At 42.1% G+C, this 25,547-nt stretch carries 25 protein-coding genes; 3 read left to right on the top strand and 22 right to left on the bottom strand.

The genetic code is table 11. The annotated features are described in order from the left end of the window. Positions 1-5: 5 nt before the first annotated feature. The 13 genes from atpD to ACLJJ6_RS02965 form a co-directional block, all read right to left on the bottom strand. Positions 6-1,418 (bottom strand): F0F1 ATP synthase subunit beta, encoded by a 1,413-nt coding sequence (atpD, locus tag ACLJJ6_RS03025; protein ID WP_412989967.1) that lies wholly within the window; start codon positions 1,416-1,418, stop codon positions 6-8. A gap of 26 nt (positions 1,419-1,444) precedes the next feature. Further along, a complete protein-coding gene (locus ACLJJ6_RS03020; RefSeq protein ID WP_412989966.1) occupies positions 1,445-2,389 on the bottom strand; it encodes a F0F1 ATP synthase subunit gamma in 945 nt (314 codons plus the stop codon). Between the two features lie 36 nt (positions 2,390-2,425). Next, positions 2,426-3,961, bottom strand: coding sequence for a F0F1 ATP synthase subunit alpha (gene atpA, locus ACLJJ6_RS03015; RefSeq protein WP_412989965.1), 1,536 nt, complete (start codon positions 3,959-3,961; stop codon positions 2,426-2,428). A 25-nt stretch (positions 3,962-3,986) separates the two neighbouring features. Next, positions 3,987-4,529 (bottom strand): ATP synthase F1 subunit delta, encoded by a 543-nt coding sequence (gene atpH, locus ACLJJ6_RS03010; RefSeq protein ID WP_412989964.1) that lies wholly within the window; start codon positions 4,527-4,529, stop codon positions 3,987-3,989. Further along, positions 4,516-5,040 carry a F0F1 ATP synthase subunit B gene (atpF, locus tag ACLJJ6_RS03005; protein WP_412989963.1) on the bottom strand — a complete coding sequence of 175 codons (525 nt, stop codon included), beginning with the start codon at positions 5,038-5,040 and terminating at the stop codon, positions 4,516-4,518. Before atpF ends, atpH begins: the two co-directional genes overlap by 14 nt. Positions 5,041-5,089: 49 nt before the next feature. Continuing rightward, a complete protein-coding gene (atpE, locus tag ACLJJ6_RS03000; protein ID WP_057807270.1) occupies positions 5,090-5,302 on the bottom strand; it encodes a F0F1 ATP synthase subunit C in 213 nt (70 codons plus the stop codon). A gap of 26 nt (positions 5,303-5,328) precedes the next feature. Next, on the bottom strand, positions 5,329-6,048 hold the full coding sequence (gene atpB, locus ACLJJ6_RS02995; RefSeq protein ID WP_412989962.1) for a F0F1 ATP synthase subunit A: 720 nt from the start codon (positions 6,046-6,048) through the stop codon (positions 5,329-5,331). A gap of 361 nt (positions 6,049-6,409) precedes the next feature. Further along, positions 6,410-7,039, bottom strand: coding sequence for a uracil phosphoribosyltransferase (gene upp / locus ACLJJ6_RS02990; RefSeq protein WP_057807265.1), 630 nt, complete (start codon positions 7,037-7,039; stop codon positions 6,410-6,412). Between the two features lie 72 nt (positions 7,040-7,111). Further along, the gene (glyA, locus tag ACLJJ6_RS02985; RefSeq protein ID WP_412989961.1) at positions 7,112-8,350 is read right to left on the bottom strand and encodes a serine hydroxymethyltransferase; all 1,239 of its coding nucleotides are present in this window, start codon (positions 8,348-8,350) and stop codon (positions 7,112-7,114) included. Positions 8,351-8,361: 11 nt separating this feature from the next. Beyond that, complete coding sequence (locus ACLJJ6_RS02980; RefSeq protein WP_412989960.1) at positions 8,362-9,384, bottom strand: L-threonylcarbamoyladenylate synthase; 1,023 nt, start codon at positions 9,382-9,384, stop codon at positions 8,362-8,364. Positions 9,385-9,386: 2 nt separating this feature from the next. Then, positions 9,387-10,247: a peptide chain release factor N(5)-glutamine methyltransferase gene (gene prmC / locus ACLJJ6_RS02975; RefSeq protein ID WP_412989959.1), complete on the bottom strand. Its 861-nt coding sequence runs from the start codon at positions 10,245-10,247 to the stop codon at positions 9,387-9,389. Further along, the gene (prfA, locus tag ACLJJ6_RS02970; protein ID WP_412989958.1) at positions 10,240-11,322 is read right to left on the bottom strand and encodes a peptide chain release factor 1; all 1,083 of its coding nucleotides are present in this window, start codon (positions 11,320-11,322) and stop codon (positions 10,240-10,242) included. Before prfA ends, prmC begins: the two co-directional genes overlap by 8 nt. Further along, the gene (locus ACLJJ6_RS02965; protein ID WP_412989957.1) at positions 11,322-11,912 is read right to left on the bottom strand and encodes a thymidine kinase; all 591 of its coding nucleotides are present in this window, start codon (positions 11,910-11,912) and stop codon (positions 11,322-11,324) included. The genes prfA and ACLJJ6_RS02965 overlap by 1 nt, the downstream gene beginning before the upstream one ends. Positions 11,913-12,102: 190 nt before the next feature. Between ACLJJ6_RS02965 and ACLJJ6_RS02960 the strand changes: the two genes are divergently transcribed. Together ACLJJ6_RS02960 and ACLJJ6_RS02955 are read left to right on the top strand one after the other, a co-directional pair. Next, a complete protein-coding gene (locus ACLJJ6_RS02960) occupies positions 12,103-13,449 on the top strand; it encodes a MurT ligase domain-containing protein (protein ID WP_412989956.1) in 1,347 nt (448 codons plus the stop codon). Next, a complete protein-coding gene (locus tag ACLJJ6_RS02955) occupies positions 13,450-14,154 on the top strand; it encodes a type 1 glutamine amidotransferase (RefSeq protein WP_412989955.1) in 705 nt (234 codons plus the stop codon). It abuts the gene before it with no gap. Positions 14,155-14,453: 299 nt separating this feature from the next. Here ACLJJ6_RS02955 and ACLJJ6_RS02950 read toward each other — a convergent pair whose 3' ends face one another. From ACLJJ6_RS02950 to ACLJJ6_RS02935, 4 genes are read right to left on the bottom strand one after another with little or no spacing between them, the layout of a single operon-like run. Continuing rightward, positions 14,454-14,846 carry a DUF3021 domain-containing protein gene (locus tag ACLJJ6_RS02950; protein ID WP_412989954.1) on the bottom strand — a complete coding sequence of 131 codons (393 nt, stop codon included), beginning with the start codon at positions 14,844-14,846 and terminating at the stop codon, positions 14,454-14,456. 3 nt (positions 14,847-14,849) lie between these two features. Beyond that, positions 14,850-15,308: a LytTR family DNA-binding domain-containing protein gene (locus ACLJJ6_RS02945; RefSeq protein WP_412989953.1), complete on the bottom strand. Its 459-nt coding sequence runs from the start codon at positions 15,306-15,308 to the stop codon at positions 14,850-14,852. Positions 15,309-15,327: 19 nt separating this feature from the next. Further along, positions 15,328-16,197, bottom strand: coding sequence for an ABC transporter permease (locus ACLJJ6_RS02940; protein ID WP_412989952.1), 870 nt, complete (start codon positions 16,195-16,197; stop codon positions 15,328-15,330). After that, positions 16,197-17,054: an ABC transporter ATP-binding protein gene (locus ACLJJ6_RS02935; RefSeq protein ID WP_412989951.1), complete on the bottom strand. Its 858-nt coding sequence runs from the start codon at positions 17,052-17,054 to the stop codon at positions 16,197-16,199. The genes ACLJJ6_RS02940 and ACLJJ6_RS02935 overlap by 1 nt, the downstream gene beginning before the upstream one ends. 381 nt (positions 17,055-17,435) lie before the next feature. Here ACLJJ6_RS02935 and ACLJJ6_RS02930 point away from each other — a divergent pair, with 381 nt between their 5' ends. Further along, positions 17,436-18,677: an ISL3 family transposase gene (locus ACLJJ6_RS02930; protein WP_412988180.1), complete on the top strand. Its 1,242-nt coding sequence runs from the start codon at positions 17,436-17,438 to the stop codon at positions 18,675-18,677. A gap of 148 nt (positions 18,678-18,825) precedes the next feature. Here the strand turns inward: ACLJJ6_RS02930 and manA are convergent, their stop codons facing one another. The 5 genes from manA to ACLJJ6_RS02905 all read right to left on the bottom strand — a co-directional run bounded on the left by manA (position 18,826) and on the right by ACLJJ6_RS02905 (position 25,269). Then, positions 18,826-19,797 carry a mannose-6-phosphate isomerase, class I gene (manA, locus tag ACLJJ6_RS02925; protein ID WP_412989950.1) on the bottom strand — a complete coding sequence of 324 codons (972 nt, stop codon included), beginning with the start codon at positions 19,795-19,797 and terminating at the stop codon, positions 18,826-18,828. Positions 19,798-19,880: 83 nt separating this feature from the next. Beyond that, positions 19,881-20,888, bottom strand: a complete 1,008-nt coding sequence (locus ACLJJ6_RS02920; protein ID WP_412989949.1) for a serine hydrolase domain-containing protein — start codon at positions 20,886-20,888, stop codon at positions 19,881-19,883. A 99-nt stretch (positions 20,889-20,987) separates the two neighbouring features. Then, entirely contained in the window at positions 20,988-22,871 is a 1,884-nt protein-coding gene (locus ACLJJ6_RS02915) for an ABC transporter ATP-binding protein (RefSeq protein WP_412989948.1), read from the bottom strand. Beyond that, complete coding sequence (locus tag ACLJJ6_RS02910; RefSeq protein WP_412989947.1) at positions 22,864-24,606, bottom strand: ABC transporter ATP-binding protein; 1,743 nt, start codon at positions 24,604-24,606, stop codon at positions 22,864-22,866. Before ACLJJ6_RS02910 ends, ACLJJ6_RS02915 begins: the two co-directional genes overlap by 8 nt. Further along, entirely contained in the window at positions 24,607-25,269 is a 663-nt protein-coding gene (locus ACLJJ6_RS02905) for a TetR/AcrR family transcriptional regulator (RefSeq protein ID WP_412989946.1), read from the bottom strand. It lies immediately after the preceding gene. Positions 25,270-25,547: the final 278 nt, after the last annotated feature.

The following is a 25,547-nucleotide window of genomic DNA, read 5'->3' as shown; positions in this document are numbered from 1 at the left end:
CTCCCTTATTTACTTGCGGCGCTAGTTAATTTCTTTGCTTTTTCAACAACCTCTTCAATGCCCCCAACTTGACGGAAAGCATCTTCAGGTAAATCATCATACTTACCTTCAAGAATTTCTTTGAAGCCTTTAACGGTTTCTTCAACCGGCACATAAGAACCAGGTTGACCAGTAAACTGTTCGGCAACAGAGAAGTTCTGTGATAAGAAGAATTGAATTCGTCGTGCGCGTGCCACAACCGTTTTTTCTTCATCGGATAATTCATCCATCCCTAAGATAGAAATGATATCCTGAAGTTCACGATAACGTTGCAAAACATGCTGCACATCAGTTGCCACTTTATAGTGTTCCTCACCCACGACAGCAGGATCCAAGGCACTTGAAGTTGAAGCTAAAGGATCAACAGCGGGATAAATCCCTTGTTGCGTTAAGCTACGTTCCAAGTTAGTTGTGGCATCCAAGTGAGCGAAAGTTGTTGCAGGCGCAGGGTCAGTATAATCATCGGCAGGCACATAAACGGCCTGAATCGATGTAATTGAACCCTTCTTGGTAGACGTAATTCGTTCCTGTAACTGACCCATTTCAGTAGCCAAGGTTGGTTGATAACCTACGGCTGAAGGAATTCGGCCAAGCAACGCGGATACTTCTGACCCAGCTTGGGTAAAGCGGAAGATATTATCAATAAATAACAACACATCCTGCCCTTCAACATCACGGAAGTATTCCGCTAATGTTAACCCAGTCAGAGCAACCCGCATACGAGCACCAGGCGGCTCGTTCATCTGACCATACACCATGGCCGTTTTCTCGAGAACACCCGAGGCCTTCATTTCAAAATACAAATCGTTTCCTTCACGTGTTCGTTCACCAACACCTGTGAATACGGAAATACCATTGTGTTCCTGTGCAATATTGTGAATTAATTCCTGAATTAAAACGGTCTTCCCAACACCGGCACCACCGAATAGTCCGACTTTACCACCACGGATATAAGGCGCAAGTAAATCAATAACTTTAATACCTGTTTCCAAAATCTCCATGCTGGGGTTTAAGTCATCATACTTAGGCGGATCACGATGAATTGGGTTCCGTTTAACATCGGGTCCAAATTCTTCACCATTATCAATTGTTTCTCCAAGGACGTTGAAAACCCGACCTAATGTTTTATCGCCAACAGGCACTGTAATTGAAGAACCAGTATCTTCAACTTCCAATCCCCGTTGTAAACCATCTGTACCATCCATAGCAATCGTCCGGACCACACCATCACCAAGTTCAAGCGCAACTTCGACAACTAACACACTGCCATCTGGTTTTTTGATTTTTAAAGCATTATTAATATCAGGTAAATTACCATCCAGAGGAAATTCAACATCAACAACAGGTCCGATAACTTGGACAACTTTACCAGTACTCATTATTTGTTAATTCCTCCCATCTAAATTTATTCTTGTGCCGCTTGACCACCGGTAATTTCGGTAATCTCAGTGGTAATCGCACTTTGACGTGCTCGGTTATATTGCAATTGCAGCGATGAAATAAGATCCTTGGCATTGTCAGAAGCGGTCTGCATCGCCGTAGAACTTGACGCATGTTCAGCTGTTTTAGCATCTAAAATTGCGCCATATACGAGACTTTCAGCGTATTGGGGTAAAATTGCCTGTAACAAGACCGCCTCGGAAGGCTCAGTCTCGTACTCGGGCATTAATTCCTTTTCACCCTGTTCTTTTTTCTCATCCTGACTCTTGACCAAAGCATCGCTGATTGGCAACATTTTAATCGAATGAAATCTATTTGTTAAGCGATTTACAAAATGGTTGTAGCAAACATAAAGTTCATCAAAAACTTGGTTTGAATACATTGAAGTGGCCGTTTGAACAATTTCCCGCACCTCATTAAAGGTCGGAACATCACTCACACCCCGATATTCATAAACCACGTTCATATCACGTGCTTTATAAAAATCAGCGCCGGTACCACCAACAGCCAAAATGACACTATCTTCGGCCGAATGACCCGTTGATTGAATAAAGTCCTCAGTCTGTTTTAGAACCGAACTGTTATAACTTCCTACCAATCCACGGTCAGACGTAATAACCAAGTAACCAACCTTTTTGACCGGTCGCTGCTGAAGCAAATCAGTTGCGGAAATATTCTCCGTGTTGTCACTTTCACTCACGTCGCCAGTTGCATTTTCACTGATCAAATGCGACTTGGCAAGATGAGCGACAATGCTTTCAACTTTTTCAGCATAAACCTGATAGCCAAAGGTGTGTTTTTGAATTTGACTTAATTTAGCGGTCGAAACCATTTGCATCGCAGTGGTAATCTGACTGGTCTTCTTAGTAGAGTTAATTCGTCTGAGAACGTCTTGTTCTGAAGCTGCCATTTTTTCTCACCACTTTCTATCCATCAAAACAATATTTTATTTGGAAGCTGGTGCACTTGCGTCAGCTTCTGTAGGTTGGAATTGATCTGCAAATTCTTGAATCGCAGCATCCAACTTGTCGGTGTCTGGTAAATCACCGGTCTTACGGATAACCTCAAGCAAATCAGCATGAGAACCATCGACATAGTCAAATAGTTCATCTTGGAAACGCAAGACATCATCCACGGCAACTTTATCCAAGAACCCGTGCGTTAAGGCATATAAAATTAAGACTTGATGTTCAACAGCAAGTGGTTTGTGCAATGGTTGTTTCAAAACTTCGACGGTTCTTGTCCCACGAGCTAACTTCGCTTTAGTGGCATCATCCAAATCAGAACCAAATTGAGCAAATGATTCCAATTCACGATAAGAAGCAAGATCCAAACGTAAGGTACCAGCAACTCGCTTCATCGCTTTGATTTGCGCATCGCCACCAACACGTGAGACGGAAGATCCGGCATCAATCGCTGGACGTGTTCCTGAATAGAATAAATCACTATCCAAGAAAATCTGACCATCGGTAATTGAAATAACGTTCGTTGGAATATAAGCGGCAATGTCACCTGCTTTTGTTTCAACGAAAGGTAACGCCGTCATTGAGCCTGCACCAAGTTTATCACTCAACTTCGCTGCACGTTCCAGTAAACGGGAATGTGTATAGAAGATATCACCTGGGTAGGCTTCACGACCAGGCGGACGTCTCAAAATCAAGGAAAGCTCACGATAAGCATCGGCCTGTTTTGATAAATCATCATAGACAATCAAAACATGCTTGCCGTTAAACATGAACTCCTCGCCCATTGCTGCACCGGCATAGGGTGCCAAGTATAGCATTGGGGCTGGCTCAGAAGGTCCCGCACTTAAAACGATGGTGTAATCCATTGCACCAAACTTTTCGAGTGTTTCGACCTGTGTTCGAACCGTTGATTCCTTTTGACCAATTGCCACATAGATACAGATAATATTTTGATCTTTTTGATTCAAAATTGTATCAATGGCCAGGGACGTTTTACCTGTTTTACGGTCACCAATAATTAACTCACGTTGACCACGACCAATTGGAACTAACGCGTCAATCGCTTTGATCCCGGTTTGAAGGGGCTCACTAACTGATTGACGTTCCATAACTCCGGGAGCTTTACGCTCTACGGGGCGGGTATGGTCAGTCTTAATTTCGCCTTTTCCATCGATTGGTTGGCCAAGTGTATTGACAACCCGACCGATTAAGGCTTCTCCAACTGGAACTTCCATGATACGTCCGGTTCTCTTAACCGTGTCACCTTCACGAATATCATCATAGTTACCTAAGACAACAATCCCGACGTCATTTGATTCAAGGTTTTGAACCATTCCGTAGACACCATTAGAGAATTCGAGAAGTTCACCAGCAAGAGCATTATCTAAGCCATGGGCACGGGCAATACCATCACCAACATATGTAACGGTACCTGTTTCTTCAACATTAAGCTCGTCTTGATAGCCTTCTAATTGTTGTTTAATTAGAGCACTGATTTCCTCAGATTTAATGCTCATAAAAGTTTCACCTCTTTACAAAATCTCATTTAAGTAGCATTTTCTTAATCTTGGCCATTTTGGTGCGAATACTGCCATCGTAAATAAATCCATTTGACTTCAGGACCGCACCACCAATGATACTTGGATCAAGACGGCTATTTATGATCACTTTTTGTGCTCCGATTCGCTTAGCAAATTCATCTGCTAATCGTTTCTTTTGATCTGAATCAAGTTCAATCGCAGTCGCTACTTCCGCATAAGCAATGTGATTGTAGCCATCGTACAAAACCATAAACTGGTCGATAATATCCACAATGTTTGCTATCCGTCCGTAGTCGTAAACCATTTGAATCAAATTTTGGACATAGCTTGATGCGTCTTTCTTCAGATTATCAACAATTGCCTGTTTTTGGTTGTCCTTCAAACGAACATCTGTTAATACCCGGTTTAGATCCGGGACATCATTAAAGATCTGTTTGAGTTGTTGCAAATCCGCATAAACCGATTCAAGCTGGTCCTTTTCAACAGCTAAATCAAAAAGAGCCTTTGAATAGCGTTTCGCAATCGTCATTTTATCTAGACTCATTTTGCTTCCCCAACCCTTCAATATAAGAATCGATTAACTGTTTTTGATCCTGCGCATTTAATTCTTTTTGAATGATCTTAGAAGCAATTTCAATAGATAAACTAGCCACATCATTTTGAGCACCTTGAAGTGCATCTTTTCGCTCTTGTTCAATGTCTTTTTGAGCATTTTGCTTGAGTGATTGTGCTTCTTGTTGGGCACTGGCTACGATTTGTTCACGCTGCTTTTTACCACTGTCCTTCGCATTGCTAACAATCGTTACCGCTTCTGCATGTGAGTTCTTCAATGCTTCCTCGCGTTTGGCAGCAAACTTTTCAGCGTCCTTACGAGACTTTTCGGCAGAATCAATATCATTTGAGATTCGATCCGCCCGTTCCTGCATCATCTTTGTAACTGGGCCCCAGGCCACAATCTTAATTACCCACATAAGGATAATAAAAATTATGGCGTAGAACAACATATCACCAAGATATAAAGAGTTGGAAGCACCCAACACTAAATGTGAGAGCATCTATTGACACCTCCTTCTATCCTATTATTGTGTAACTCGTTATTCATGACTACTTGTTCATAACTAACAATGCCACAACGAAAGCGATAATAGGCATAGCTTCAACAAGTCCAACACCGATAAACATGGTAGTTCTTAATTGACCAGATAATTCTGGTTGGCGTGCCATACCTTCAAGTGTCTTGGAAATAACAAGGGCATCACCAATACCACCACCGATAGCGGCTCCGAACATAATAATTCCTGCTGCAATAGCTCCCATAATTCTAAATCCTCCTAAACTTTTTGTTATTCCTCAGATTGTATTTGCTGAGAAATGTAAACCGAAGTCAATGTGACAAACACATATGCTTGAATACTACCTAGGAACACAGAAAAGGCCTGCCAGATAAAGGCAATTGGTGCTGCGGCAATTGTCATGCCGATACCACCAGAAAAGGCCATTTCGCCGATAATTTTCAATAACATTTCCCCAGAAAAGATAACCCCATAAATACGTAAACCTAACGTAAGGAAGTCGATCAATTCGGTAAAAACACTAATTGGAAGCCAAAACTTAAACGGTGTTAAATACGAGTTTTTGAAATAGCCCTTAAACCCGAACTTTTTGACCCCAGAAAAATGTGCCAACATTAAGGTCATCAAAGATAACATTAACGTTACGATTGGATCTGAAGTTGGACTCCGTACATACGTTACTCCGTTCCAACTGATCTGGAGAAACATGCCCAGCTGGTTTGAAACGAAAATAAAAAGAAATAAAGTAAATGCATACAACCCAAAGTTTGGCGCATCCCCGTTCGTTATCGAACCACGCACAATTTTATTTGTAAAATCAATCAGCCATTCTAAAGCGTTCTGTTTGCCAGTTGGTTTCATTTTTAGGTTTCTTGAAAACAAATAAACAACCACTAAAACAATAATTGCCGCAAGTAACCCCGAAATAATATTGGTCGTGTTAAAAGTAAGCCCCAAAAATTGGAAAGTAGAAACAGAGTCTCCACTCACAGAAGATCACCTCTTTTCGTACATAGCCTTAGTGAATCATCGAAAAGCCGTGGGTAAAACCTCCCCCTAAACTATCAACGATTATATATAAATAGACCGTTAGCCTATTCGAAATACAAATGAAATAATAACACCATTTTAAAAAAAACACAAAAAAGCCGGCAATTTTTTTCTACTTTTCAACGTCCTTTGAAGGCTGATATATCAGTCTTTTTCAATTAAAGCGCTTTCTGCTTTTGCGAAAACTTGCGGGGGACTCATCCAAGTTTTCAAAAACAAAAAAGAAGCAAAAATCGTCATCCATTTCATCAAAAACAAGTTCCCATTTTCTCTTCTTCTTCACTAATTCTATTCAACTCATTTACTTAGTACCAAACAACCGATCACCAGCATCACCCAAACCTGGCACGATGTAGCCATCCTCGTTAAGCTTTTCATCCAAAGCAGCTGTATAAATATCAACATCTGGATGAGCTTCTTGCAGTGCCTTTACCCCCTGAGGAGCTGCTACTAAGCACACTAAGCGTAAATCCTTTGCACCACGTTTCTTCAAAGCGTCCATCGCCATAATTGCAGAACCACCAGTTGCTAACATCGGATCCACCACAAAAATCTGGCGCTCACTAATATCACTTGGTAACTTCACAAAATATTCGACAGGCTTCAAAGTCTCTTCATCCCGATACATGCCGATATGACCAACTTTAGCTGCTGGAATTAACTCTAACATTCCATCGACCATGCCAAGGCCTGCCCGCAGAATTGGTACAATTGCCACTTTTTTACCTGAAAGTGTTTTTTTGGTTGTCCAACCAATTGGCGTCTCAACCTTAACATCCTCTAACGGCATATCACGTGATACTTCATATGCCATGAGTTCCGAGATTTCATTTACGACTTCTCTAAAGACCTTTGTCCCACAATTTTTATCTCTAATAATTGTCAACTTGTGCTGAATCAACGGATGGTCAAGAACCTGGAACTTACCCATGAATTACACTCTCCCTTCAATATCTCTATCAATTGTAGCTAACTTAACACAAAAAAACTAGTGCTAATCCAATTAATTTACTTGAATAGGATGTTTTGCGGTTAAGGCAAATACTTGGGTCTTCAATTCCGCCAATTTATCGGGCTGATCATGATACCCAATGGCCGCTAAAATAAGGTTCGCAACGGTAATACAATCTGCTTCGTCAAAACCACGTGTGGTGATTGCTGGCGTTCCTAATCGCAGACCACTCGTCTTGAAAGGACTACGCTTTTCATCTGGAATTGCTTCCTTATTAGTAGTAATAAAAATGGTGTCCAATAAATCTTGCACTTCTTGACCGTTCAAACCAGTAGCGGTTAGATCTAATGTCATCAAATGATTATCAGTGCCACCAGAAACCACACGCACTGCGGAAGAGGCATTGAAAGTGGCCGCCATTGCCTGTGCATTCGCCTTAACTTGTTGCATATAAGTTTTGAACTCAGGCTTTAAAGCTTCACCAAATGCCACCGCTTTTGCCGCAATCACATGCTCTAAAGGCCCCCCTTGCGTTGTGGGGAAAACAGCCGAATTCAGTCTTTTAGCGTACTTGGCCTGCGATAAAATCATCCCGCCGCGCGGACCCCGTAAGGTTTTGTGCGTCGTGGTTGTCACTACATCCGCAATGCCTATTGGTGATGGGTGCAAACCAGTTGCGACTAGGCCAGCAATGTGAGCCATATCAACCATCAAATAAGCGCCCACTTCGTCTGCGATTCTTCGGAAGGCTTGCCAATCAATCACACGGCTGTATGCAGAAGCTCCTGCCACAATAATTTGCGGTTTTTCGGCTAAGGCAATCTGGCGAATAGCTTCATAGTTTAGGCGTTCAGTCTCTAAATCAATGCCATAGCTGACGGATTGATAGAATTTGCCACTAAAACTAACTTTTGCGCCGTGGGTAAGGTGTCCACCAGCATTTAGATCCATCCCGAGGATCTTATCGCCTGGTTTTAAAAAGGCCGCATATGCCGCTGCATTGGCCTGAGAACCGGAATGAGGTTGCACATTCGCATATTCCGCGCCAAATAATTTTTTGGCACGATCAATTGCTAGCTGTTCAACCTGGTCAATATACTGACAACCGCCATAATAGCGTTTGCCGGGATAACCTTCCGCATACTTATTCGTTAACACGGAACCCTGCGCCGCACGCACGGCCGAAGAAACGATGTTTTCAGAAGCAATCAGTTCGATGTTATGTTGCTGACGGTCTTCCTCACGCGTAATGGCATCCCATAATTCTGGGTCTGCAGTTTTATAATCCATTAAAACGCCTCCTACTTATCAGGTGTTTGAAAATATTTTTGTCCTGCTGATTTTTCTAGACGATTCATGTAAGCTTCGCCTAGACCTATTCTATCAAATCCCTGGGCCAAAATATATGCAACTGAACTTTCGGTATCAAAATGCCGTAATCCAGCAAATAAATGGTGACTCGCCGTTTTGACATCCTCACCTAAGGAATACCACTCGCCATTTTGAGGCAGCGAGTTGGCCTTTTTTATCTGTTCGGTCGTCATGATGCCAACCGGGCCTGATTGCTGGCTAGCCCACGCCATCGCGTCAGGCCACTGTGCATCGCCCACAATCAACACCTGGGCATTAGGCGCATAGTGTTTGTACTTCATCCCTGGTGCTTTAGGTACCTCAGTTTTACCAACTTTGTGGTGGTCTGATTGCACCTCACCAATGACAGCTGCTAGTTGTTCTTCACTAATGCCACCTGGCCGTAAAATGGTGGGAATCGTGCCTGACATATCCACAACGGTTGATTCCACACCAATTTGCGTTGGACCGTCATCTAAAATACCCGCAATCTTTCCTTTTAAGTCATGATAAACATGGCGAGCTTCTGTTGGGCTGGGCTTCCCAGAAGTATTGGCTGACGGGCCCACAATCGGTACGCCTGCCTGACGGATCAAATCCAAAGTCGCCTGATTTTTCGGATTGCGAAAGGCCGCCGTTTTGAGACCACCAGTAACACTCTTAGAAAGCGCCCCTGGCTGTAAAGTCAAAATCAGGGTTAATGGTCCTGGCCAAAAGGTCTTCATTAATTGGCGGGTTTTTGCCGATAACGGCTGGGCGTACTTCTCCACAGTTGCAACATCTGCAACGGTAACAATCAGTGGATTATCGCTCGGCCGTCCCTTGGCTGCATACACCTTCTTCACTGCAGCTTCATTCGTGGCATCCGCACCGAGTCCGTAAACCGTTTCGGTTGGAAAAGCCACCAGCTGTCCGGCCTTAATTTTTTCTGCTGCTTGATTGATTGTGTCTGCATGATAAATTTCTGTTTCCAAATCTATAACTTCCCTTCCCGTTTAACTTTAACGCGCAACATACGGTCATGTTCGGTGACGTCCTTTTTAAAAGTGACTTGATACCTTGTATCCATAAACAACTCTTGCAAGGCCGCTTTCTGGTGATACCCAAATTCACAGTATAGCGCCCCAGCTGGTTTTAAATATTGCGGCAATTGCTGACTTAAGCGCCGGTAAATGGCCAACCCCTGTTCTGGTGCGAACAGTGCTTGATCTGGTTCATGCTCCAAAACACTTCGATCCATCACTTTTGCTTCGGAACGTGCAATATATGGCGGGTTAGAAACAATCACATCGAAAGTTCGGTCCTGAAACGCATTAAAAAGATCACTTTCTTCAAATTTGACTGGTAGCTGACTAGCGCGTGCATTTTTTTGTGCGACCTGTAACGCAGCAGCGGAAATATCCGAGCCGATGACGGTCCATTTAGGCCGTTGTTTCTGCAAAGCAATGGCAATCGCTCCGGAACCAGTCCCTAAATCTAAAACCGTTTTGGGTGTCTCATCTTGGTCTTGAAGCACCCATTCTACAAGTTCTTCGGTTTCAAACCGCGGAATGAGCACCCGCGCATCCACATAAAGCTCGGTGCCAAAAAAAGTAGCCTGCTGGGTAATGTATTGGACCGGCTCACCGGCCGCATAACGATGCACATTTTCTTGGAATTGCTGCCAGAGCGTGGCGTCCATTTGAGCACGATAATGCAGAATCAACTGCGTGTTATTCCAGTGGCACATGTCTGCCAGCAATAATTTTACGCCGTTTTCATCAATTCCCGCCTTTGCAAAGGGCTTAATATACAAAAAAGCCCAGTTAAGGGCCTCTAAATACGTGGGATTATTCATTACGAAGCTGCTCCATCTTCTTAGCTTGGTCATCAAGAATCAAAGCATCAATAATTTCATCTAACTCGCCGTTCATAATGCGATCGAGCTTATTTAAGCTTAACCCAATTCGGTGATCAGTTACCCGGTTTTGCGGGTAATTATATGTCCGGATCCGCTCCGAACGATCCCCGGTACCAACCGCGCTCTTGCGTTCTGCATCATAAGCATCTTGTTCTTGAGTCTGATAGTAATCATAAACCCGCGCTTTCAAGATTTGCATCGCTTTAGCCCGGTTTTGTTGCTGCGAACGTTCATCTTGCATCGCAACCACAATGCCAGTCGGTAAATGCGTCATGCGGACCGCTGACGAAGTCTTGTTAATATGCTGACCACCAGCACCAGAAGAACGGTAAACGTCGGTACGAATATCTTTAGGATCAATATCAATATCAACGTCTTCAGCTTCCGGCATCACCCCAACTGTAGCTGTGGATGTGTGGACGCGTCCGGCTGATTCGGTAACTGGAATCCGTTGAACCCGATGCGCGCCGTTTTCATACTTAAGCTTTGAGTAAACCCGGTCACCAGAAATCATCAGGACAATTTCTTTAAAGCCCCCGACTTCAGTGGCGTTTTCATCAACAATTTGCACTTTCCAACCCTGATTTTCAGCATAGCGAGAGTACATATTAAACAAGTCAGCGGCAAATAAACTCGCTTCATCCCCACCAGCAGCACCGTGAATTTCCATGATAATATTTTTATCATCGTTCGGATCCTTCGGCAGCATTAAAACTTTAATCTGCTCTTCAAGATCCGTTTTTTGGCTCTCTAAGGTACTCAGTTCTGATTTCACTAATTCGTCCATTTCGGGATCCAGTTTCTCACGCTGCATCTCCTTATCATCCTGAATTTGGTCAACAACCTTTTTATATTCCCGAAATTTTGCCACTATTTCGCGAATGCTGGCCTCTTCCTTGGATAATGCCATAAATTTTTGTGAATCAGCAATGACTTCTGGATCGGCCAAAAGTTCATTTAGTTCATCATAGCGGTCTGCAATGGATTGCAGTTTGTCCATAAAATCATTCATTACTTATCTTTCCTCATTTCATCCAAAGGGGGATTCAAATAGTGGCGGCGGCATACTGGATAGTAAGCCTCATTACCACCAATTTGGACCTGTTCACCTTCATACACGGGTTTACCGTCTGCAAAGCGCAAATTCATGATTGCCTTATGTTTGCAGAACCAGCAAATTGTCTTCATTTCCACAATTTTGTCGGCATAAATCAAAAGATACTTCGAGCCTTCAAAAAGTTCGTTTCTAAAATCATTCTTTAAACCGAAAGTCATCACCGGAATATTCAGGTCATCAACAATGCGGGCTAATTCAATGATATGGTGTTTTTTTAAAAACTGCGCCTCGTCAATTAAAATGCAGGCCGCATTCGGATTAAGTTCTAAAACACGTTGATAAATATCCGTTTCATCAAAGATTGGTTCTGCTGTTCGATGTAAGCCAATGCGACTGGCAATTTCGCCAACCTCTTCACGGGTGTCTAATCCGCTGGTCATTAAGACGACCGATTTGTGCTGCTCCTCATAATTATGAGCAACCTTTAAAATTTCAATTGATTTACCACTATTCATTGCGCCATAGTGAAAGAATAACTGTGCCAAAGTAGTTTCTCCCTTGTATTTACTTCTAATCTAGTATAGCCGATAACCAAAAAAATTTCATCTCCCAATCCTCACTTGACCACGCAACAAGAATGTTTTTCCTGATTGCTTTCTTTTTTTGCGCATAGGGCTTAAAATTAACTTTTAGGATTTCGGCCACGTGCCCTTAATAAGTTTATGGAGGAGTCGTATGTCACTCAAAAGTTCACTCGCAATTGCCACGGGAAAATCAGCCTACTGGTTTTTGCACAAATTCAGAAATGGTGGAAGTTCTCTCCCAGGAAAGTTAACAACTAAAATCGATCCTGACATTCTCAAAGTGTTAGGTAAAAACTACGATGTGATTGTCATCACTGGTACTAACGGTAAAACGTTGACAACCGCGCTAACTGTGAAAGTTTTAAACCAAAAGTTTCCACAGGTGCTCACCAATCCTAGTGGTTCAAATATGGAACAAGGCATTGTCACGACCTTTTTGACGGCCAAAAAATCCAAGAACGGTCGCCAAATTGCGGTTTTGGAAGTGGACGAAGCCAATGTGATTAAAGTAACCAAGTACATTAAGCCGTTAGCTTTTGTCTTTACGAACATTTTCCGTGATCAAATGGACCGTTATGGTGAAATTTATACCACTTATCAAAAAATTCTGGACGGGGTGGCTTTGGCACCAGAGGCCACAATCATTGCGAATGGGGATGCTTCCATTTTTAACTCCAAGCAGCTCCCGAATCCGATTCAGTATTATGGTTTCAATAATCAACCGGATGGCGAAACGATGGCTGCGGTTAACACGGATGGCATTTTATGTCCGGTCTGTCAGCATATTCTCCACTACAAATCTATTGTTTATAGTAATCTGGGCAAATATTATTGTCCTAACTGTGGATTTAAACGCCCGGAACTGACGTATCAACTCACAAGTATCGACAATCTCACGCCTGCCACTTCGGCATTTACAATTGACCACACCGCGTTTACTTTGCACATTGGCGGTCTTTACAATGTTTATAATGCCCTGGCCGCATATGCTGTCGGGCGCTTTATGGGTGTCGCAGTCGCTGACATTCAAACCGCATTAAATGATCCGGATGAACGCGTTTTTGGACGCCAAGAACAAATTCAGGTTGGCGATAAAGAAATCACCATTGTGTTAGTTAAAAATCCGGTTGGTCTTAATCAAGTTATTGACATGGTGGGGACAGAAAAAGAACCGTTTTCTCTTGTCGGCCTCTTGAATGCCAATTATGCTGATGGGATTGATACGAGTTGGATTTGGGATGGTGAATTTGAAAAACTGCCAAAGATGAACATCAAACAGTTCATGACCGGCGGTGAACGTTATAAAGACATCACCTTCCGCCTAAAGGTTGCGGGTGTTCCGGAGGATCGGTTAACTGTGACACCTAGTCTGCAAGACGCAATCGAAAAGTTTAAGGATTTACCAACTAAGCGCGTTTATGTTTTTGCAACGTACACAGCTATGATACAATTACGCAAACAGTTAGCTGAAGACGGCTATATTAAGGAGGGCATTTAATTGAAATACACTTTAAATGTGGCACATCTCTATGGAAATCTTCTCAATACTTATGGTGACATTGGTAACCTACTTGCCTTAAAGTATTACGCTAAGCAAATGGACACCGAGCTTAAGATAAAAGTTGTTAGTTTAGGCGACACTTTCAAAGCAGCCGATTTTGATTTGGTTTTCTTTGGTGGCGGTCAAGATTACGAACAACTGATTGTTTCTAAGGATATTCCTTCCAAAAAAGCGGAATTGACCAAATATATCAATGATGGCGGCCCCGTCCTCGCTATTTGTGGGGGCTATCAACTTCTGGGCCACTACTACGTTGGCGCGCAGGGCGAAAAAATTCCCGGGATTGGGGCTTTGGATCATTACACCTTAAGTCAGGATCACAACCGTTTTATCGGCGATATTACAATAAAAAACCCGCAAACTAACGAAGAGTACCACGGTTTTGAAAATCACAACGGCATGACCTTTCTGGGTAAGGGCGAAAAACCATTAGGTGTTGTGGAAAGTGGTCATGGTAATAACGGCCAGGACCAAACAGAAGGCGTCATTTATAAAAACGTCTACGGTTCATACTTCCACGGTCCGATTTTGACGCGCAACGGCAACCTAGCTAAACGTCTGCTGATTACCGCGCTGCAACAGAAATATCCGGATGCTGATCTCAGCTCGCAGCAAGCACTAAAAATTGCACCCACTTTCTAATCAAAAAAGTAAAACGGCAGAAACGCTACACACATTTTTCACATCTTGCATATAAGTTAAAAAGCCCATCAAACCAGCTATAAATACCGACTTGATGGGCTTTTTCATTTTGAAAAATATCTCAGTTCATCTGAACCAGTGCAGATTCAGCTCCAAAGAAATGTACTAATCCCGTTTTCTTAGGTCACAATGCCTGCGAGTTTTATAAAACTTGCCGGCCTGTAATACACAATTTAGCTAAAAAATCGCTTTTTTAAGTTTTGCATAACGAATGAGTTGTTTTTCAAAAAATGGTTAATCTATTTCATATTTTTTCGTCTTCTACTTATCGCGGTATTCATCTTTTCGACCTGCATATACCTTTGAATACCCGAGATTGTCCAGAACACAACATACAGTAAAATAAAAATTATCCAAAACGAAGATCCCAAGACCCATGAGTTATAAAACATCATGACAACTACTAAAATCAAGGTGCCGATAAGGTGCAGCGCTAATTGTGCCAAGAAGACAAGCGTTTCATTTTCAAAAATCAATGAAATTAATCCGATTCCAACGCTCATTATGAGTATGCTCAAAATATTTCTCGTGGTAGGAATCGTTGTCTGAATTTTAAATAACAATACCATCAAATAGGCAAACGATCCGAAGCCTATGCCATTAATAATATTTCGGCCAACTTTCTTAAACATGCCTTACACCTCTAATCTTTCCATAAGACTTTTTACATATTTTCTACTTACATCTGTCTTAACGTTGTGACTTAATCTTGCTGACATATTTCCTGAAAAACTAGCTGAAAGTGACAAAAGATGATTCATATTTAAAACCGCATGTTTTGAGATTTGAATAAAGTTCGGATTTGAGATCCGTTTTAAAAAGTTACGTAATGTATCGTTTGTCATGATGACACCATTTTGGGTAGTCAACAGTAAGCGTGAGTCCACAATGTCCACTAAAATAATATCTGCAGGCTTAATCATGAGAATCCGATCATCGCTCTTAACGGTTAAAAGGGTTGGAGACATTCCCTGATATCGATTTATATAAGACATTAAATGACTTATTTCTTCAGTGAGTTCTTTTGCTTGAACTATGACAATAGGATCATCTGAGCTAATATCTTCATTTTGTTTAAAGCGACTCTGAATCATGACTCTCTTCCTTCTTTTCTTAAGCGATTAATTTCTTACGCTTTCTACTAGCTAATAACTGCGGTACAAGTGCGAGTAGAACAGTCATACTCATAATTATAATCACTATATTTAATGTTTCTCTTTGTGTCAATAGCTCGTCCCAGGCAATCCGAGCGCCTAGAAACTTTTCAAATTTGACTCTCATCACGGTATTTGTTCCAAAAGTGGTAGCTAACTGTTCTTGCATTAAAATTTGTCTATTGAGTGCGGCTACGTAACTTCCGGGAGTAATTTTTATTAAGGTTTGGGCAAAATCAGGTAGAGAGCCGACGGGAATTAGTCCCCCAACCAAAAATCCTGCACCTGTTCCCACAATGGCAGAAAGGCTGGTAAGACTACTCATTCTCTTTACAAAGTTTATGATGATTGCGTTAATGGCGGTTGATAAAATAGCGTTTAAAACCATCAATAAAAGGACTGACGCAATTTGTTCACTAGATAAAGACAATCCATCCTTAACACTAAAATAAGCAGACATAATGGTGAACATGGTACCTTGCATCAATAAACCGATTAAGCTTGCACTAGCAAGGTAACTGAAAGTCAAACGGACATTACCAATATCTGTTTGTAATAAATCTTTGTAAACATCGGATTCTCGATCAGATACGACCTGCGTTAATCCGGCAAGTGTGGTCGTAATTCCGGTAATGACTAGTGTCCCGCCAATTAACCATTGGTCTAAAAGAAGGGTTCCACCTTGAATATCTTTCCAATTTGCTTGAATGCTATTTTTTAAAAAAATCAAATAAAGAATAAATGAGATCATCGCCCCCATCAAAGAAAATACCACACCACTATGATTTCTAAAATAAAGTATTAGGTTTCGTTTTATTAATGCAAACATTATCTGATTTCCTTTCCTGTTAATGCTATGAAAGCATCGTCCATTGTGCCATGGTAAAATTGAAAGTTTTGAATTAAATCCTTACCACGAACGATAATTTCGATGGCCTTTTTAGGTGAATCCACTAAAACTTCATAATTACCACCATCTTTTTTAAATTCATTATTTCCAATTATTTTCTCAAAGCCTTTATCGTCAGTTTTTACCAACAATCTGTTCGGTGCGAATTGCTCTTTGATTGTAGTGGCTGTCCCATGCGCAATGGTTTGACCGTGGTCAATAATGTAGACACTATCTGCCGAATTGACCTCGTTCAAATAGTGCGTCGTTAATACAATCGTTAACTGATGCTTATCTTGTAACTCTTTCAACAACTGCCAAATAGCATTCCGGGTTTGAATATCCAATCCAGTTGTAGGTTCATCTAGATATAAAATGTCTGGTTCGTTTAGAAGGGCTCTTGCAATATCTACACGTCTCTTCTGTCCCCCTGAAAGTGTGTGATATTTTTGCCTAGTAAATGCTTTAAGACCGAGTTGATCAACCAGTGTTTCAATCTTATCTTGTTTGACATTTTTGTACTGTTTCGCTCTGCTTTCCAAATTTTCTCGGACCGTCAAATTTGCATCTAACACGCTCGTTTGAAATACAATTCCAATTTTCGTCCCTGGTTCATATTGGATAGTGCCTGAACTAGGAGTCAAGTTTCCAGTCAACATCCCCATAGTAGTCGATTTTCCAGCACCATTTGGCCCCAAAATGGCCGTGAAGCTTCCCCGGTTAATTTGTAAATTCAAATTATTGACAGCAACGTGTTTGCCATAACTTTTCACTAAATTTTTGGTAGTCATTAACATGAATCATTCCTCCTTCTTCTTGGACTTAGATTATCAAATAATCGAAAACCCGTACTCAAAAAATGGCTATCTGGTGTTGATATCGGGGTAACAGGTATAAAAACGAGGATGAACGCCATCAAAGATATTAACTAAACGCGCTCGCTTGAAATTGCCGGAGTATAAGATGTACGTGATGAGTTTTATGGATCATCATTAGCAAATATCCAGAATTTTAATTTCAATATTTTAGCAAACAAAAAGCCAATCAAAGAAATGGGTCTACACTTTCTGGTATTGGTGAATAACTGATACCAGTTTTTATTTTGAAAAAAAAAAGGACATTTGCCCTCTTTGTGTTACGATTTAATCGCCAAATAAAATCGAAAAGAGGAAAAACAAATGTCCCTAACTAATTCTATCCTAAGCCTATTCGAAATAACAGACCCTAATTTAACTGTAACTGAGATTACTAAGGAACATTATCCCAATGGGCAACACGTTCATGTCGTTCACGCTATCCTTTCCTATCAACTTTTAAAATGTCCTCATTGTGGCCATAAATCTCTAATCAAAAATGGAACTCACATTGGCCATCTAAGATTGGGAACCTTATCAGGTGGACGTTATGAGATGCAGCTAAAACGACAAAGATATCAATGTAAACGGTGTTTAAAAACCTGTGGTGCTCAAACTAACCTCGTTAAACGTAATGAAACTTTTACGCATAATGTGAAACATCAAGTAATTGTTCTGGCTCGGGATATGCTGACCAGTAAAGAAATCGCTAAGATTTGTGGGATTTCACCAAGTAGTGTTCAACGCATTTTAAATGCGAATATTCACTTAGCTTATCGTGTTAAAACACTCCCCCAAAATCTTTGTTTTGATGAATTCCGTTCCTGTAATCATCTAATGTCCTTTAACTGTTGCGATGCCGTTAGTCATCGCCGCATTGTGATTCTTAAGGATCGCCTTAGTAAGGATATCATTGATTACTTTGAAGCTCGCTATTCAGTTCAAGAACGTATGAAAGTTCAAACAATCACCGTTGATATGAATGCTGAGTATGCTGGCTTTATTCATCGGTTATTTCCTAAGGCAATAACCATCATTGACCGTTTCCACATTATTCAACTTGCCGGTCGGGCACTGGATAACGAACGTACACGTGTGATCCATACTTTTCAAGATAAGCATTCCCGAGTTTATCGCATTCTAAAATCTCAATGGCGTTTGTTCCATTTGGCAGAAGAAAAGGTCAATGATACTAAACTTATCTATTTACACGGTATCAACGAATACATGACCCAACAGAACGCCATTGACCTAGCCTTAGATGAATTTCCAGAATTTAAAACTGTGTATCAAACCTATCAAGGAATTCTAACAGCCATTCAACAAAAAGATGCGGTTGGATTTAAAACCTTGATTGCCAACTACAAGGCGGCTGGCAACCAAATGGATATTACTATCTCAACTTTAATAAAGAATGGTCCTGCTGTTCTCAATAGTTGTCGTTATCCGTATTCCAACGGTCCTATTGAAGGACTAAATCGTAAAATTAAGGTGTTAAAGCGTAGCTGTTTTGGTTTTCAAAATATTCATAACTTTTTCATTCGTATCAGTTTAATTTATGCGTAAACAAAAAAAGCACATTCACCGAAGTGAACATGCTTTTCAAAAATCTCTACCAATACAATTTGACAGAGACCCAAAGAAATTTGCAGAATTTCCTTGATTGACGCCTTTAGGATAGGAGCTTTATCATGACTCCTCTATGCATTTTTTGTTAATCCTCACCAGGTTCACTGGCAATAATTTGCAAGTCACCCTTTAAGGTCCATGATTTAACTTGATACGGGAGAATAAAGTGATCCCCCTTCTTGATATCGTAGGTTTGACCATCCACTTCTAAAGTGCCGGTCCCCTTTAATACGGAAGCCAGTGTATATGGTGCAGCTTGCCGTTCGAAAGTCGCAGAACCAGACTTTAGTAACCATTGGTAAACTGAGAAGTGCGGTGAAACGGGCGGTTTGACATAGGTCGTCACTTCAGCATCACCAACCTGCGTTTTTTCGACGTTCAACTGTGGATCTTGATGCGGAACCGTCGTGACATCAATTGACTGCTTCAAGTGCAATTCCCGTTTCTTGCCGGTCTTCTTATCTACCCGGTCAAAATCATATAACCGATAAGTCGTGTCACTGCTTTGTTGAGTCTCTAAGACCATGATGCCTTTACCAAGTGCGTGAATTGTGCCGCTTGGAACGTAATAGAATTCGCCTGCTTTGACTGGTACCCGCCGAAATAGCTTCTGCCACTCGCCATGATTAATCCAATCGGCCAATTCTTCTCGGGTTTGGGCATTGTGCCCATAATATAATTCCGCCCCCGGTTCAGCGGAAATCACGTACCAGCACTCGGTCTTCCCCAATTCGTGTTCATGCTCAGCCGCGTACGCATCGTCCGGATGAACTTGAACAGACAGGTCGTCGTTGGCATCCAAAATTTTAGTTAACAGTGGGAAAACATCTCCCTTAGCGTTTCCAAAGGCTTCCCGATGTTGGGCCCAAACCTGATCCAAGGTTAACCCCTTGTAAGGCCCATTGATGACGGTTGCCGGGCCGTGCGGATGGGCCGAAATTGCCCAGCATTCACCCGTTTGGTCACTTGGAATTTTGTATCCGAATTCAGTTGCTAATTTTTTGCCACCCCATATTTTTTCATGAAACACGGGAGCCAAAAATAATGGTTCACTCAAATCTATCTCTCCTTTCGCTACTACACGAATAGTTTACCATAAAACCAAAGCGCTTTCATCTTCAGTTTCAAGAACGGCTAATTTTAGCAATCAGTCTCTAAAAAGGCGTCAATGACAGCCTGTCGATAGGTAAAATAAATTTGATTTTCAGCAGTCGGATGGATGCGGTTAGAAAGAAAAACCAACGCATTTTGGGTGGTTGAATCGACCAGCAGCATGGTACCCGTGAACCCACTGTGTTTCAACACCCAGTGGTCATGATGCTTAATCAAGCCCCAGCCAAATGACCGGGTCAACTGCGGATTAGCTGTTTGATTCTGAAAAAGTTGGGCAACTGTGGCCGGCTGCACGACCGCCTGATTTTGGGTCGGATTAAGCAGCCAGCGCACAAATTTCGTTAAGTCATCTAACGTTGAAAACAAGCCGGCAGATCCGCAGTGTGCCCCCAAGATACGGGCCTTGGGATCGTGAACGACACCACAAACTAGCCCAGAATCCCCTTGCCATTCCGTGGGCACACAGGTTAGCGGATCTGGGTGGAACGTCGACTGGTTCAATTTCAAGGGTTGCAAAATACGATGCGTGATCGCTAATTGCACCGGTTCATGCAGGAGATGCTCCGCAATCAAGCCTAGAAAAATATAGTTCAAATCGGAATAAACCACTTTTTTATTAAAATCCGAACCAATTCGCAGCGTAAAAAGGGCACGTAACAGTTGTGTGTTGGTAAGTTGGTTACGATGCGGAATATAACCCGTTATGCCTGAGGTGTGGGTCAGTAAGTGGCGTACCGTGACGCGCGAATCAAAGAAATGCGGTAAAATTTCGATGACTGGTTGGTCATAGGCTAGCTGACCGGTTTCGACCAACTGACTAATCAGCAGTTCAGTTCCCACCACCTTGGTCAACGACGCCACATCGTACGTCATCTGCGGCCGTAACTTCCGCTTCACGGGCGTGACTGCAGCCATACCGGCAATAAATTTTGTTACCTGTTGATCGTGAATCAGGGCACAGGAAATTCCTGGCACAATTTTATCAGTTAACATTTTATTCAACTGTTTTTCAACATTTTGATACTGGCGACTCATTCACACATCTCCTCAAATAAAAAACCATTACCCGTAATCTGTCTCTTATATTATGAAACAAATCACGCATAATGGTTCTTTTATTTTAAAATTTAAGGTTTAAATAACTTCATTTCCTGAGAATTGGCTGTTATACAAGTCAGCGTAGAACCCATTTTGGGCCATCAGACTGTCATGGTTCCCAGTCTCGACGATCTGTCCGTGATTAACCACAACAATGTTTTCAGCATTGCGAATGGTCGACAGCCGATGGGCAACCACAAAGCTAGTCCGGTCCTTAAGCAGCTTGTTCATGGCATGTTGAATCAAGACTTCGGTTCGTGTATCAACCGAACTTGTCGCTTCATCCAAAATCAGAACTTTCGGATCTGCCAAAAATGCACGGGCAATAGTTAACAACTGCCGTTGACCTTGAGAAATATTGCTGGCAGCTTCATTTAGGATCGTGTCATATCCCTTTGGTAATTGACGAATAAAAGTATCGGCATGGGCCGCCTTAGCAGCTGCGACCATCTCATCATCACTGGCATCTTCACGACCATACTTGATATTTTCACGTATGGTTCCCGTAAAGAGCCAAGTATCTTGGAGCACCATCGCAAACTGGGAACGGAGTTTTTCACGGCTCAAGTTACGGGTATCTACCCCGTCGAGCTTAATGGAACCGTCATTAATATCATAAAAACGTTCTAGTAAATTAATGATGGTTGTTTTCCCAGCTCCGGTTGGTCCCACAATGGCTACCATTTCCCCAGAGTTAACCTTCAAACTAAAGTCTTGAATCAGCGGGGTGTCTTCCACGTAACGGAAATCAACATGCTCAAAAATAACCTCGGCATCTGGATTGGGGACATCCGCAATTTCAACATGGGTTTCTTCCATTTCAGGTTCATCCAAAACGGCAAAGATCCGTTCCGCTGACGCAATGGTCATCTGAATCGTATTCGTCAAATTGGCAATCTGTGTAATTGGTTGTGAAAACTGTTGCGTATACTGCAAGAAGGCTTGCACATTACCTAAAGTAATTTGGCCATGCGCAACTTGAATACCACCGACAACTGCCACAAAAACATAGCCCAAGTTTTTGATAAAGTTCATTAACGGCATAATTAAACCGGAAATAAACTGGGCTTTCCAAGCATACCCTAAGTACTTATCATTTTCTTTTTTGAAATCTGCAATTGCCTTATCTTCATGATTAAAACTCTTAATCACCGTATGGCCCGCATAGGTTTCTTCAATCTGATCGTTTAACAGACCTAAATGCTTTTGTTGACCTGCAAAGAACTTTTGTGACTTAGGTGCTACAAACGCAACCACGACCAAACTCAACGGTACGGTCAGCACCGCACTCAGCGTCAATTTCCAGCTGATCGTAAGCATCATGTACAAGACCCCGACGAACTGAAGGACACTTGTAACTAACTGCGTCAAACTTTGTTGCAGGGTTCCAGAAATGTTATCCATATCGTTGGACATCCGGCTCATCACGTCCCCATTGGCATGGGTATCATAGTAAGAAACCGGCACACGTTGCAGCTTGTCTTTGAAATCTTTTCGCATCCGGAAAACAGCCCGCTGTGAAACTTGCGTCATAATCGCCTGTTGCGCAAAACTAAACAGCGCCGACAAACCATACAAAATTCCAACGGTCGTCAAGATGTGGATAATTTTAGTGAAGTTAATCGGTAAGGTATGAATGCCGATACCGGCTTTCATTTGTGCCGACCCCTTCATCACACCCGCAAAAATCTGGGTAGTGGCTTCTCCTAAGATTTTGGGAGCCCGAATCTGCAAGATAACGGAAACGGCCGCTAAGATCAACACAACGACCACTAATGCCATCCAAGGAGCAAGGTAACGTAATAAACGCCCGGTCGTTCTCCAAAAATGTTGGGGTTTTTCAACCGGCATACCCATTCGCATCCCATGTCCGCTATGACCGCCTGTTCGTTGCGGTTTTTTTTCAGCATTTTTAGCCATTTGCCTGATCTCCTTTCTTAATTTGGGAATCAATGATTTCACGGTAAGTTTCGTTGTTGGCTTTTAGTTCTTGATGCGTACCTTGACCGACAATCTTACCCCCATCAATAACCAAAATTAGGTCTGCGTCTGCCACCGTTGCGATCCGTTGGGCCACAATGACAACAACACTCTTTTGAATTTGGGCATCTTCACGCAAGGCATGGCGTAATTCAGCATCCGTCTTAAAATCAAGCGCAGAGAAGGAATCATCAAACACATAGACCGGCGCCTGTTTAACCAGCGTCCGTGCAATTGTCAATCGTTGCTTTTGACCACCGGAGAAGTTATCACCATCTTGTTCCACCCAAGCGTCCAGGCCATCTTCATCTTTATGAATAAACTCAGTTGCCTGTGCAATTTCCATTGCGCGCCAAATTTGGTCATCTGTGGCGTCGGGGTTTCCGTACTGCATATTCTCCCGCACGGTTCCTCTAAACAGGACTGATTTTTGCTGTGCTAAGGATACTTGACTATGCACATCATGTTGGCTCATTGCTTTAATATCGGTGCCATTAATCAAAACTTGGCCCTTTTCAGGATCAAAGAAGCGTGGAATCAAACTAATTAAAGTGGATTTACCGGAACCGGTTCCGCCGATAATGGCCACTGTCTGCCCAGCTTGGGCCTTAAAGTTGGCGTCAGAAATAGCCAACTTTTCAGCACCTTTGTAACGAAAATCAACATGATCAAATTCCAAAGAAGCTGTTGACGAAACGTCTTTAAGTGCCGTCGGTGTTTGCGGATCTTTGACACTGTTCTTCATTTCGAGGACTTCATTGATTCGTTTTGCAGAAGCCGAAGCTCGCGGAATGAAAACAAATACCATCGAAAGCATCATAAAACTCATAAGAATTTGTGCCGCATAAGTCATAAAAGCCACCAAGTTACCAACCTGCATCGTTTGGTTAGAAATCAATCTTGCCCCGTACCAAATGATACCGATGTTAGTCCCACTCATAATTAACGTCATAATTGGGAACATGAAGGAAACAATTGTGAAAACTTTGATCGCAGTATTGGTATAATCCTTGTTGGCCCCTTCAAAGCGATCCTGCTCAAATTTATCCCGGTTAAACGCCCGAATTACCCGGACACCGGTCAGTCCTTCACGGAAGACCAAATTAATGCGATCAATTTTCTTCTGCATGCCTTGGAACAAGGGAACCGCAAAGAACATCACAATGCCGACAAACAAAGCCAGTACTGGCAATGAAACCAAGAAAACCGCCGTTAATTCTGGTTGCTTATTATAGGCCATAAAACTGGCACCAAAAAGCATGATGGGTGACTGGAGCATCATTCGTAAGATCATGACCATGACGTTTTGGATTTGAATCACATCATTCGTCGTCCGGGTAATCAGCGAAGCATCCCCAAACTGTTCAAATTCATGATTGGACAAAAAAGAAACTTTCTTGAAAAGCGCATCACGAATTTTACTACCCATTCGTTGGGATTGGGTAGCCGCAAAGTAAACATTGACTCCTGAAGCTAAAATACCCAGAAATGAGATGGCAAGCATCTTGTATCCCGAATGCCAGATATAGTCAATATTGCTTTTAGCAACCCCGTTATTAATAATGTCAGATGTGATATTAGGTAACCACAAATCACACATAACTTGGACAATTAGAAAGGCCGTGCCAATCGCTACTGCCCACCAGGCTAAGTATCGTCGTGATAATTTAAACATTTAACTAAGCTCCTTTTTTGATTTTAGTGCTCCATTTGCAAGCCAATTGAGCATTGTTATAAACTCAGTTCTGGCTGCGGTCAGACTCTGAGGTGCGTCTTCTTTTTGAGTATGGAGATAATGGCCAATCGTGTGCATCAGCATCATGAAGACTAGGCGTTGCAAGGCTTTTAATTCGTCGTCATTCTGAAAGCGCAGTTGACTGCGATCAACCGACTGACTAATCTTGTCCTCAATTTCACGCATAGATTTGAAGAACGGATAACTGCCACGCTTCTTCTCGAATTGACCGGCGTTTCGTGCCCGCTGAAAATTCGTTGCAACATCATTTTTAAAAATGGCCGCGTTAGGACCCTCCATGATTTCACCGACTGCGTAATCGAAGAACCGGTTCATTGAAACAAATAAATCACCATGGGTCTCTTGGACCAAGTCCAAAAGGTGGCGTTCAATTCCGGTAACTAGGGTTCCTAAATAATAAAAATACAAGTCCTCTTTGTCTTCAAAATACTGATAAAAGCTGCCGCGGGGAATTTGCGCATCTGTGACAATTGCGCTTACGGAAACATCTGCAAGCGATGCACGCGAAAATTCACGCTGAGCTGCTGCCATTAAACGGGACTTTTTGGCCGCGTTTAAATTAAAAAAAGTTGCTTTTGGCATTTCTTCCTCCTCAAAAATGACACACTGTCATAATTGATGATTATACGCTTAATCCATGCATTTGCAAGACGTAATTTAGTCCTCTTTCTACAAGCATAACCAAATTTTGGGGCGGTTGCTTAGCGCCAAAGGCAGAAATTAAAATTCGTCAAACTTGTCCGTTTTTGACGTATTTAAAATTACAAAACTGTCTAGAAATTCTAGAGATTAACCCCCCTAAACAAAAAAACCTCCCAGACTGACATAAATACCCACCTTGGGAAGTTCTCTTTATCCTC

The sequence above is a fragment of the Pediococcus siamensis genome, assembly GCF_047220215.1.
Taxonomy (GTDB): Bacteria; Bacillota; Bacilli; order Lactobacillales; family Lactobacillaceae; genus Pediococcus; species Pediococcus siamensis.
Note: the sequence above shows the minus strand (reverse complement) of the source record. Positions and strands in the feature narration are given on the sequence as shown.

Coding starts and splice junctions, on each gene's coding strand:
- atpD (WP_412989967.1), bottom strand. CDS start 1,418: ATGAGTACTGGTAAAGTTGTCCAAGTTATCGGACCTGTTGTTGATGTT.
- ACLJJ6_RS03020 (WP_412989966.1), bottom strand. CDS start 2,389: ATGGCAGCTTCAGAACAAGACGTTCTCAGACGAATTAACTCTACTAAG.
- atpA (WP_412989965.1), bottom strand. CDS start 3,961: ATGAGCATTAAATCTGAGGAAATCAGTGCTCTAATTAAACAACAATTA.
- atpH (WP_412989964.1), bottom strand. CDS start 4,529: ATGAGTCTAGATAAAATGACGATTGCGAAACGCTATTCAAAGGCTCTT.
- atpF (WP_412989963.1), bottom strand. CDS start 5,040: ATGCTCTCACATTTAGTGTTGGGTGCTTCCAACTCTTTATATCTTGGT.
- atpE (WP_057807270.1), bottom strand. CDS start 5,302: ATGGGAGCTATTGCAGCAGGAATTATTATGTTCGGAGCCGCTATCGGT.
- upp (WP_057807265.1), bottom strand. CDS start 7,039: ATGGGTAAGTTCCAGGTTCTTGACCATCCGTTGATTCAGCACAAGTTG.
- glyA (WP_412989961.1), bottom strand. CDS start 8,350: ATGGATTATAAAACTGCAGACCCAGAATTATGGGATGCCATTACGCGT.
- prmC (WP_412989959.1), bottom strand. CDS start 10,247: ATGAATAATCCCACGTATTTAGAGGCCCTTAACTGGGCTTTTTTGTAT.
- prfA (WP_412989958.1), bottom strand. CDS start 11,322: ATGAATGATTTTATGGACAAACTGCAATCCATTGCAGACCGCTATGAT.
- ACLJJ6_RS02960 (WP_412989956.1), top strand. CDS start 12,103: ATGTCACTCAAAAGTTCACTCGCAATTGCCACGGGAAAATCAGCCTAC.
- ACLJJ6_RS02950 (WP_412989954.1), bottom strand. CDS start 14,846: ATGTTTAAGAAAGTTGGCCGAAATATTATTAATGGCATAGGCTTCGGA.
- ACLJJ6_RS02945 (WP_412989953.1), bottom strand. CDS start 15,308: ATGATTCAGAGTCGCTTTAAACAAAATGAAGATATTAGCTCAGATGAT.
- ACLJJ6_RS02940 (WP_412989952.1), bottom strand. CDS start 16,197: ATGTTTGCATTAATAAAACGAAACCTAATACTTTATTTTAGAAATCAT.
- ACLJJ6_RS02935 (WP_412989951.1), bottom strand. CDS start 17,054: ATGTTAATGACTACCAAAAATTTAGTGAAAAGTTATGGCAAACACGTT.
- ACLJJ6_RS02930 (WP_412988180.1), top strand. CDS start 17,436: ATGTCCCTAACTAATTCTATCCTAAGCCTATTCGAAATAACAGACCCT.
- ACLJJ6_RS02920 (WP_412989949.1), bottom strand. CDS start 20,888: ATGAGTCGCCAGTATCAAAATGTTGAAAAACAGTTGAATAAAATGTTA.
- ACLJJ6_RS02915 (WP_412989948.1), bottom strand. CDS start 22,871: ATGGCTAAAAATGCTGAAAAAAAACCGCAACGAACAGGCGGTCATAGC.
- ACLJJ6_RS02910 (WP_412989947.1), bottom strand. CDS start 24,606: ATGTTTAAATTATCACGACGATACTTAGCCTGGTGGGCAGTAGCGATT.
- ACLJJ6_RS02905 (WP_412989946.1), bottom strand. CDS start 25,269: ATGCCAAAAGCAACTTTTTTTAATTTAAACGCGGCCAAAAAGTCCCGT.